Genomic DNA, 8761 nt, shown 5'->3' with positions numbered 1-8761 from the left:
TGATTGCTGGTGACGACCACCAGCACCGCTGCCAGGGTGGTCAGTAGCCAAGCCACATAGCGCGCTTCGCCGCGCTCCGCATTCAGGTAAGTCTGCGAGTAGCGCACGATGCACCAGCCGACAAAGCTCACCAGCAGCAGCACGGTGGCGCCGATGGCGTCGATGCGCAAGCCCCAGGCCTGACCAGCCGGTGCAAACAGCAGCATCAGCGCATTCGCCAGGCTGAACAGCAGCGCAGCCGAGCTGGCGCCGCGCGCCAGACCCCAGGCCGGCGAAGCGCTGCGGGCTGCCGCGAGGGCCGCCAGGATCAGCGTGGCGAAGGGAGCAAGCAACAGCAACGCCTGGGCAATGGGCAGCGTGGGAAAAGGATCTGGGTTCATGAGAGCGGGGGGGGCAGTGCCGGGTGGTTTCGGGATCGCAGCGTTGCCAGCTGGGAGAAAAACGTGATATCGAGACTGTGCCCATGAATCTTTCTTGCGTAAAATTCATTGTTGTTGATAAAACGTTCATTAATAAAGAACGATAAGTGCCATGCAACGCCTCAACTACCACCACCTGCACTATTTCTGGGCGGTTGCCAAAGAGGGCAACCTCACCCGCGCCGCTGCGCGTCTGCATGTGTCGCAATCGGCGCTATCCACCCAGATCAAGCAGCTGGAGGAGCAGCTCGGCCAGGCGCTGTTTGAACGCCAGGGTCGAGCGCTGGTGCTGACCGAGGCCGGCCAGCTGGCGCTGAGCTACGCCGAATCCATCTTCACCTCGGGCACTGAGCTCATGGCGCTGCTGCGAGACGGGCGCCGGTTGGAGCGCGAGGTGATGCGCATCGGTGCAGTGGCCACGCTGTCACGCAACTTCCAGGAAAACTTTCTCTCGCCGCTGCTGGTCCGAAACGACGTGGAACTGGTGCTGAAATCTGGCAGCCTGCCCGAGCTGCTGGCCCGGCTGAGGGTGCACACGGTGGATCTCGTGCTGTCGAACCAGCGGGTGCACAGCAGTGCCGACGAGCCTTGGCGCTGCCGGCGCATCGCGCGCCAGCCGATCAGCCTGGTCGGCCCGCCGCGCAAGGGCCGGCGGGCCTTTCGATTTCCCGCTGATCTGAGCGGGGTGCCGCTGCTTCTGCCTGGGCGCGACAGCGACATCCGCGCGGGCTTCGATCTGCTGTGTGATCAGCTTGGCATCCGCTACACCTTGCGCGCCGAGGTCGATGACATGGCACTGCTGCGCTTGCTGGCTCGCGACTCGGGTGGCGTGGCTCTGCTGCCCACGGTGGTGGTGCAGGACGAGCTGAAAAGTGGCGCGCTGGTGGAGTACGCCGTGGTGCCCGATTTGCAAGAAAGTTTTTACGCGATCACGGTGCAGCGCCACTTCGAACCACCCTGGCTCAAGGCGCTGCTCAAGCGGCCCGAGGCCGAAGTGTTGCGGCGCGGGTGAGATCGGGCTGGGTGAGCGCGGCACGGCGTTAGCTGCGCCCAGCAGGCTTTTGGTCTCGCTGGCTAGACGCCGTGGGCGTCAGATCTCGCGTGCTCGCGAGGGTTCTGCAGGCAAAGGCTCTGGAGAGGTTCTGTCTGCCGTGAAGGTGTCACCCGGTTGACTGCAGTCGCAGTGGTGCGCGTGCGGCGTGGTTTGGTCGGTCTGACCGTGGGGGCGATGCAGCGAGTTCCCCCTTGGCTGTGCGGGCAGTGCGGCTGATCAGGCGCTGACGCAGTACCGTGGCTGCGGCGTCGATCGAGGCTTGCCACGAGCGTGCGGTGGCCGTGACGGCTACCGGCTCCTGGCCAGGCACCGCGACCTCGACCCGGCAGCGCTTGTCCACGCCGCCGTCGGGCCCGTTGATGTCTTCCAGCTGCACACACACTTGCGCCACAGCGCCGTGCAAACGGCGAAGCGCGCGGCGCATGCGCGCCAGGGAGCGTTGATGCCAGAGCGCGCCTTCGGGGTCGGGAGAGCGGAATTGCATGTCCATGTGAACTCCAGGTGATGTTTCGGAGTTCGCAATGTGCGCGACACCATGTTGTTGAAAAAGCAGCAGCTCGCGAACGAAAACATCGAATAAAACTGCATTTGATTGTTGTCACCATCTTTTCCCTGGCCTGATGGAAGCAGTCTCTCCCGATTTTTCGAAGTCACTTTTCGCGTCAGCCTGCTTGGCCTGCTGAGGGTGCCCACCTAAGGTGCAAATGCCAAGTGATCCGCGGCGCAGCGAGCGAACAGCGCCCGCCTCGTCCTGTGCAGACCATCCCCCTTGGCGGGGACTTTTCAGGAGACATTCATGCAGAGCTTTGAAATCAACAGCCCGCAAGTTGCCGCGCAAGTTGTCGCATTGGCCCTGGTGGCTGACGGCGAAATTGGCCACGACGAGCTCGCGCTGCTCGACAGCATGAACGTGCACGAACAGCTCGACCTCCCGCGCGATGAGATGTACGACGTGATGCGCGAGTTCTGCCGCGAAGCGCTCAACAATCCACCGTCGGGCTGGTCACACGACTGCCCGCTGGACGAGCGCGAGATGACCCAGCTCATGGCGCAAATCACCTTGCCGGCTTTGCGCCAGCGCGTGTTGCACATCTGCGTGCAGATCGCGGAGGCCGACGGTGAGGTGGCGGACGGCGAGTCCTTCGTGCTCAATGCCGCGGTGGAGCACTGGGGGCTGCACCGTCAGATGCTGCTCCCGGGCAACGATTCGCCCATGGTGCGCGCCGCCTGAGGGACGATCCCATCGCGTGAGAGGGAGCCGGGGGCGGCTCGGAGGCCTGAGCCGGGTTACAGTGCGGGCCTCCGGATACCGCCATGCTGAAATACCTCACCGTCCCCGTTACCGCGTTCGCGCAAAACTGTTCCATCGTCTGGTGCTCTGACACTCAGGAGGCCGCCATCATCGACCCGGGTGGCGACTTGGACCGATTGCTGGCCGAGGTGAAACGCCTGGGGTTGAACCTCAAGGCCATCTGGCTCACCCACGCCCACATCGACCACGCGGGAGGTACCGCCGAGCTGGCCGATCGCCTGAGCCTGCCCATCATCGGTCCACATCCCGGCGATCAGTTCTGGATCGATGGCCTGCCGCAGCAAAGCGCCATGTTCGGCTTTCCGCCCGCCGGGCACTTCACGCCCACGCGCTGGCTGGCCGACGGCGACACAGTGCAGATCGGACACTGCACGCTGCAGGTGCGCCACTGCCCGGGTCACACCCCAGGTCATGTGGTGTTTCATTCAGCCGAGGCAAAGCGCGCGTTTGTGGGCGATGTGCTGTTCGCCGGCAGCATAGGCCGCACCGATTTCCCGCAAGGCAATCACGCGCAGCTCATCAGCAGCATCAAAGAGCGCCTTTGGCCCATGGGGGACCACACGGTGTTCATCCCGGGGCACGGGCCGGAGAGTACGTTTGGCGAGGAGCGGTCGAGCAACCCGTACGTGCAAGGCAGCTGAGGCACAACTGGGCGTCAGCCGCGCCGCGCCTGCTCATACAAGCGCTGCACTTTGGGTACATTGGCCTGCAGTTGGCGGATGCGGTCGGGGCCGGTGGGATGGGTGGAGAGAAAGCCTGGACCGCCGCCACCGGTGGCCTGGGCCATTTTCTGCCAGAGGCTGACGCTGGCGTTTGGCCGGTAGGCCGCGCGCGCGGCCAGCTCCAGGCCCACCAGGTCGGCTTCGGTCTCGTCGTCGCGGCTGAAGCGCAGGCTGAGCAGCTGGGTGCCGAGATTGGCCGCCACATTGCCCAGATCACCCAGGCCCAGCAACTGCGAGAGGATGCCCAGCCCCATGCCGGTAGCCTGGGTTTTGGCCAGTCGTTCGCGGGCGTGTTCGCGCAGGGCATGGGCCATTTCGTGGCCCATGATCATGCCGGCTTCATCCTCGTCAAGCTGAAGCTTGTCGAGGATGCCGGTGTAGAACGCAATCTTGCCGCCCGGCATGCAGAAGGCATTGATCTGCGGGCTGTTGATCAGGTTGACTTCCCAGCGCCAGTCCTGCGCGCGGTCGTTCCACGGCGTGGTGTGGGGAATCAACTTGTTGGCCATGGCGCGCAAGCGGCGCACCTGCGGGTGACCGTCGGGCATGAGCACGCGCTGCTGGCGAGCCTCGGCCATCATCTGATCGTATTGCTGGGCGGCTGCGCCTTCCAGCTCGCCTGCAGGCACCAGCTTGCGCACCGACGAAGATCTGCCCACGTCGACTTGAGCCGCCGCTGGCAGGGCAGCGAAGCCCGCAGCGGCGGCTCCGGCCAGCGCAAACGCTCGCCGCGCTTGCCACACACCTTCGCGGGGCGCAGTTGAAACGGCAACAGAGGCTTTGAAATCGCAGAGCAGGCACATGCAGGAATAATAGACAAAGCCGGCGTGCGCTGCACGGCACGGCACCAACCACCACCGCCATGCCGCCTGATACTTCCGCCGCAACCTCGCTCACCGAAGCTCCTCCCCAGCGTCCGAGCTGGGGGGAGACGCTGCGGGTGTACCTGGAGCCGGCCAGTCTGCGCATGCTGGCGCTGGGCTTTTCTGCCGGCTTGCCACTGCTGCTCGTGCTGGGCACGCTGAGTTTCCGGCTGCGCGAAGCGGGGCTGGACCGCGCCACCATCGGCTACCTGAGCTGGGTCGGGCTGGCTTACGGCTTCAAATGGTGCTGGGCGCCCTTGGTCGACCGGCTGCCCATCCCGCTGCTGACCCGAGCACTCGGGCGGCGGCGCAGCTGGTTGCTGGTGTCCCAGTTCGCCATCATGGCCGCGCTGGTCGGCATGGCGTTGGCGGATCCTCGCACCGAGCTGACCTTGGTGGTGTGGTGTGCGCTGGCGGTGGCGTTTGCGTCGGCCACGCAGGACATTGCGCTCGACGCCTTCCGCATCGAATCTGCCGACGTGCGACACCAGGGTGCACTGGCCGCTACCTACCAGACCGGCTACCGCGTGGCCATGATCTGGGCGGGCGCCGGGGTGCTGTGGATCGCGGCGCGGGCCGAGATCGCGCCCGTGGTGCCCGCCGCTGTCGCCGTGCCGGGCGTGCTGTATCAGCAGGCGGCGTGGACCACGGCCTACCTGGTGATGGCGGTCAGCATGCTGGTGGGGGTGCTCACCGTGCTGTTCACCCGAGAGCCCGCCCGGGTGGAGCTGCCGCCCGCGCGAGATGCGGCCGAGTGGCTGAAGACCGCACTGGTCGAACCGTTCGCCGATTTTCTGAAGCGCTACGGCAAGCAGGCGCTGCTGATCCTGGCACTGATCGGGGTCTACCGCATCAGCGATGTGGTGATGGGCATCATGGCCAACCCGTTTTATGTGGACATGGGCTACACCAAGGACGAGGTGGCCGCGGTGACCAAGGTCTACGGCATCGTGATGACTTTGGTGGGCGCTTTCCTGGGCGGCGCCATGTCCTTGCGCTGGGGCGTTATGCGGGTGCTGATGCTGGGCGCCGTGTTGTCGGCGGCGAGCAACCTGCTGTTTGCGTGGCTGGCTGGGCACGGGCACGACGTGACCGCGCTGATCGCGGTGATCTCGGCCGACAATCTGAGTGCGGGCGTGGCCTCGGCCGCGTTCATTGCCTACCTCTCTAGCCTGACCAACGTGAAGTACTCAGCTACGCAATACGCGCTGTTCAGCTCCATGATGCTGCTGGCACCCAAGTGGCTGGCTGGTTTTTCGGGGGCGTTTGTCGACGCCTACGACTACGCCACTTTCTTCACCGCCACCGCATTCCTTGGATTGCCGGTGCTGCTGCTGGTGTGGCTGGCGACCCGGCTCACGCCCGAGGCAGATCGTCCGGTGGGTTCGGCACCAGCCCAGCCGCCAGCTGAGTCCTGAGCGCAGCTTTCTGAACCTTGCCCAGGGCGGTGCGGGGCAAGCTGTGCAGCCGCTGCCAACGTCGCGGCCATTTGTAGCGCGCGAGGCGGTCTTGAAGGTGGGATTGCAGCGCCTGCTCCCAGGTATCGCCAGCCACTGCATCCAGCACCACCACCGCCACCGCCACTTCACCCCAGCGCGCGTCGTCCTGGGCGACCACGGCGCATTCGCGTACCCAGGGGTGTTGCAGCAGCAGGTTTTCGATCTCGGCGGGGTAGATGTTTTCGCCGCCGGAAATAATCATGTCTTTGGAGCGGCCGACGATGGTGAAGCTGCCGTCGACCGCTTGGCTGGCCAGGTCGCCCGAGTGGAAATAGCCGTCAGCATCAACCGCAGCGCGGTCGGGCCAGTAGCGTTGCACGACATTGGGCGCGCGCAGACAGATCTCGCCGACCTGCCCCGCCGCGACTGATTCGCCGCGAGCATCACACAGCTTCACGCTGACGCCTGGCGCCGGCCAGCCGCACGAGCCCAGGTGGCTGTGCGCATGCTCCGGCGCCAAGGCGATTGAAAACGGGCCGGTCTCGGTGCTGCCGTAGACGTTGCACACCGGTACGCCGCGTTCGTGAACGGCCTCCAGCGTGGGCGCGGGCAGCAGGCTGGAGCCGGCCCAGATGGCGCGCAGGCTGGAGAGATCAGCATGTGGCCAGTCAGCATGCTGTGTCAGCGCCTGCAGCGTGGCGGGCACCTGCAGGGTGAGGGTGATGCGCTCGTGGGCGATGCTGGCCAGCGTGGCGGCGGCCTCGAACCGGCTGCACAGGTGCACCGTCGCGCCCACGCCAAGGGCGGGCAGCGTCTGGATGCAAAGGCCTCCCACATGGAACAGCGGCAACACGGTGAGCACGCGATCATCCGGCCTCAGCCGCTGCACATCGGCGGCGATTGCCATGTTGGCCAGCAGGTGGGCCTGGGTGTGCACCGCGCCCTTGGGCTCGCCGGTGGTGCCGGAGGTGTAGACCAGCAGCAGCGGTGAGTCGGGGCGAGAGACCTCGGCGGCGGGCTTGGCCGGCCATGCTGGCGCAGGGTTGTCGAGCAACGCGTTGACCGACCAGGCCTGGAGCTTCAGGCCTGCGTCCTGCATCAGCGTGCGCGCCAAGGCCTGGCCTTGCTCGCCAAAATGCTCGTCGTGGAGCAAAGTCTGTGGCCTGCAGTCGCGCAGCACGTTGGCCCATTCGGCGGGCGAAAGGCGGTGGTTCAGCGGCACCAGCATGGCGTCCAGCCGGGCCAACGCCAGCAACAGCACAACCTGCGCCGGGTGATTCAAGCCCAGCCAGGCCACCCGTTCGCCGGGCACCACACCAGCGCTGTGTGTCAGCCAGTGCTGCGCTTGGCTCACGCGTTGTTGCAGCCTGATGCCCGTGAGCGCCGCCCAGTCAGCGGCCGAGGTTGGTGCAGCCAACCAGCACAGCAGGGGCTTGTCCGGGTACGTCGCGGCCAGTCGGCTCAGCACAGCGTCGAAACTGGCAGCGGCGGGTGGTGCAGCGGGGGTGGTCATGGGGAAGGTCAGGTGGGAACTTCACCCAACTTTACGTGCAACACAAGCCCGGTTCACCAGCGCCGGTCACGATGATCTGCTTCTTCCCAGCCCGCTACACTGAAACCATGACTTCTGCCCCATTGTCCTTGCTGATGATTGAAGACGATAGCCGCCTGGCCCAGATGGTGGTGGAGTACCTCGGCCAATCGGGTTTCGTGGTGACCCACGCGCCCGACGGCGAGCAAGGCCTGGAGCAGTTGCAACTGGTGATGCCCGAGCTGGTGGTGCTGGATCTCATGATGCCCGGCATCGACGGGCTGGAGGTGTGCCGGCGCATCCGCGCGCTGCCAGGCAGCCTGGGTCGGGTGCCGGTGATCATGCTCACCGCCAAGGGCGATCCGATGGACCGCATCATCGGCCTGGAGTTGGGCGCCGACGACTACTTGCCCAAACCGTTTGAACCGCGCGAACTGCTGGCACGCGTTCGCGCCGTGTTGCGCCGTCGCGGCGAAGGCAGCGCGACCTCGGTGAGCCGCAGCACGCCGGTGTTGCGCTTTGGCTCGCTGGAAATCGACCGCGATGCCCGCACGGTGCAGGTGGGCGAGCAGGCTTGTGAGCTCACGTCCTACCAGTTTGACTTGCTGGTGGCCATGGCCGAGCGCGCCGGGCGGGTGCTCACGCGCGACCAGATCATGGAGGCGGTGCGCGGGCGCGAGCTGGAGGCGTTTGACCGCAGCATCGACGTGCACATCGGTCGCATCCGCAACGCCATCGAGGCCGACAGCAAGGAACCCAAGCGCATCCTCACGGTGCGTGGTGTGGGGTATGTGTTTGCGAAACAGCAGGATTGACCCCCCCCGCGCCGCCTGCGGCGTCACCCCCCAGGGGGCGGCACTGGCGGCCCGGCGAAGCCGGTTCCGCGGTGCCCTTGGAGAGACTTCCCTTCCACTTGGCAGCGCTCGGCCCGCCTGCCACCGTGGGAACTTGGCATGAAACGCTTGCTTGGCCAACGGCTTTACCTTCGCATCTGGCTGGCCATTGTGGTGGCGGTGGGTTTGCTGGCGCTGGTGGTGGGATGGTTGTGGCAGGTGGCGCTGGACACGCAGCGCGAGCAGGCCAACAACCGCACCGAACGCGAAATCGTGCTGCGCAACAGCGCAGGCGAGGTGGTGGGCCAGGCCCCAGCCCGAGCCGTGCGGCTGCCGGGTGAGGGGCTGGAGTTTCAGGTGACGATGAAAGACGGGCAGACGCTTTACATCAACCTGCCACGTCGCAATCGCCCGTCCTCGGACACACTCCCGACGCGCCGAACGCAATCCTGGCTGCAGTCACCGATGGGTTTTGCCTGGTTGCTTGGCCTGGTGGCCCTGGCGGTGGCGCTGGGCGCCTACCCCATCGTGCGCCGACTCACCAAGCGGCTGGAGGGCTTGCAAAAAGGCGTGGAGCGCTGGGGCGAG

General features: G+C 65.9%; 9 protein-coding genes and 1 pseudogene. 6 read left to right on the top strand and 4 right to left on the bottom strand.

Annotated elements, in window-relative coordinates:
- Positions 1-380 (bottom strand): hypothetical protein (locus GPT34_RS17175; RefSeq protein WP_291015113.1); only part of this gene is annotated, 380 nt, incomplete at its 3' end.
- 151 nt (positions 381-531) lie between these two features.
- Between GPT34_RS17175 and GPT34_RS17170 the strand changes: the two genes are divergently transcribed.
- On the top strand, positions 532-1431 hold the full coding sequence (locus tag GPT34_RS17170) for a LysR family transcriptional regulator (RefSeq protein ID WP_291015110.1): 900 nt from the start codon (positions 532-534) through the stop codon (positions 1429-1431).
- 148 nt (positions 1432-1579) lie between these two features.
- Here GPT34_RS17170 and GPT34_RS17165 read toward each other — a convergent pair whose 3' ends face one another.
- Complete coding sequence (locus tag GPT34_RS17165; protein WP_291015107.1) at positions 1580-1963, bottom strand: hypothetical protein; 384 nt, start codon at positions 1961-1963, stop codon at positions 1580-1582.
- Positions 1964-2269: 306 nt separating this feature from the next.
- On the opposite strand from GPT34_RS17165, the gene GPT34_RS17160 reads away from it, so the two are divergent.
- Positions 2270-2704 carry a TerB family tellurite resistance protein gene (locus tag GPT34_RS17160; protein WP_291015105.1) on the top strand — a complete coding sequence of 145 codons (435 nt, stop codon included), beginning with the start codon at positions 2270-2272 and terminating at the stop codon, positions 2702-2704.
- A gap of 83 nt (positions 2705-2787) precedes the next feature.
- The gene (locus GPT34_RS17155) at positions 2788-3426 is read left to right on the top strand and encodes an MBL fold metallo-hydrolase (protein WP_291015103.1); all 639 of its coding nucleotides are present in this window, start codon (positions 2788-2790) and stop codon (positions 3424-3426) included.
- Between the two features lie 14 nt (positions 3427-3440).
- Here the strand turns inward: GPT34_RS17155 and GPT34_RS17150 are convergent, their stop codons facing one another.
- Complete coding sequence (locus GPT34_RS17150; protein ID WP_291015101.1) at positions 3441-4310, bottom strand: M48 family metallopeptidase; 870 nt, start codon at positions 4308-4310, stop codon at positions 3441-3443.
- A 59-nt stretch (positions 4311-4369) separates the two neighbouring features.
- On the opposite strand from GPT34_RS17150, the gene GPT34_RS17145 reads away from it, so the two are divergent.
- Entirely contained in the window at positions 4370-5788 is a 1419-nt protein-coding gene (locus GPT34_RS17145; protein ID WP_291015099.1) for an MFS transporter, read from the top strand.
- Here GPT34_RS17145 and GPT34_RS17140 read toward each other — a convergent pair.
- Entirely contained in the window at positions 5727-7322 is a 1596-nt protein-coding gene (locus GPT34_RS17140) for an AMP-binding protein (protein WP_291015096.1), read from the bottom strand. The genes GPT34_RS17145 and GPT34_RS17140 overlap by 62 nt on opposite strands.
- Before the next feature lie 107 nt (positions 7323-7429).
- Here GPT34_RS17140 and GPT34_RS17135 point away from each other — a divergent pair, with 107 nt between their 5' ends.
- Together GPT34_RS17135 and GPT34_RS17130 are read left to right on the top strand one after the other, a co-directional pair.
- Complete coding sequence (locus GPT34_RS17135) at positions 7430-8155, top strand: response regulator transcription factor (protein WP_291015093.1); 726 nt, start codon at positions 7430-7432, stop codon at positions 8153-8155.
- A gap of 138 nt (positions 8156-8293) precedes the next feature.
- Positions 8294-8761, top strand: a pseudogene (locus tag GPT34_RS17130) (two-component sensor histidine kinase); the annotation flags it as partial.

Source organism: Hydrogenophaga sp., assembly GCF_011390835.1.
Lineage (GTDB): Bacteria > Pseudomonadota > Gammaproteobacteria > Burkholderiales > Burkholderiaceae_C > Hydrogenophaga.
This window is presented reverse-complemented; position numbering and strand designations above follow the sequence as displayed.